Origin of the sequence: Corynebacterium sp. HMSC27B11 (assembly GCF_001815985.1) — a bacterium.
In the GTDB taxonomy this organism is placed as follows: domain Bacteria; phylum Actinomycetota; class Actinomycetes; order Mycobacteriales; family Mycobacteriaceae; genus Corynebacterium.
The window spans coordinates 1-1000 of record NZ_KV823556.1; the positions used below are offsets into that span (position 1 = coordinate 1).

Below are 1000 nucleotides of genomic sequence, written 5' to 3' on the forward strand. Positions count from 1 at the left end.
CGAAGCGGAGAATTTAAGCCCCAGTAAACGGCGGTGGTAACTATAACCATCCTAAGGTAGCGAAATTCCTTGTCGGGTAAGTTCCGACCTGCACGAATGGCGTAACGACTTCTCTGCTGTCTCAACCACAGGCCCGGCGAAATTGCAGTACGAGTAAAGATGCTCGTTACGCGCGGCAGGACGAAAAGACCCCGGGACCTTCACTATAGCTTGGTATTGGTGTTCGGTTCGGTTTGTGTAGGATAGGTGGGAGACTGTGAAGTGCTCACGCTAGTGGGTGTGGAGTCGTTGTTGAAATACCACTCTGATCGTATTGAATATCTTAACCTCGGCCCATGATCTGGGTTAGGGACAGTGCCTGGTGGGTAGTTTAACTGGGGCGGTTGCCTCCTAAAGTGTAACGGAGGCGCCCAAAGGTTCCCTCAGCCTGGTTGGTAATCAGGTGTTGAGTGTAAGTGCACAAGGGAGCTTGACTGTGAGACTGACAGGTCGAGCAGGGACGAAAGTCGGGACTAGTGATCCGGCACCTACTTGTGGAAGTGGTGTCGCTCAACGGATAAAAGGTACCCCGGGGATAACAGGCTGATCTTCCCCAAGAGTCCATATCGACGGGATGGTTTGGCACCTCGATGTCGGCTCGTCGCATCCTGGGGCTGGAGTCGGTCCCAAGGGTTGGGCTGTTCGCCCATTAAAGCGGCACGCGAGCTGGGTTTAGAACGTCGTGAGACAGTTCGGTCTCTATCCGCCGCGCGCGTTGAAACTTGAGAAAGGCTGACCCTAGTACGAGAGGACCGGGTTGGACATACCTCTGGTGCGCCAGTTGTCACGCCCGTGGCATGGCTGGTTGGCTACGTATGGGAGGGATAACCGCTGAAAGCATCTAAGCGGGAAGCCTGTTTCGAGATGAGGTTTCTTTTGAGGTTCCCTAGAGATGATGGGGTTGATAGGCCAGATCTGGAAGCACTGTGAGGTGTGGAGGTGACTGGTACTAATTGGCCGA

1 rRNA gene is annotated in these 1000 nt (G+C 54.2%); it reads left to right on the plus strand.

The features are described 5' to 3' along the window. Positions 1-1000, plus strand: a 23S ribosomal RNA gene (locus tag HMPREF3097_RS04580); the annotation flags it as partial.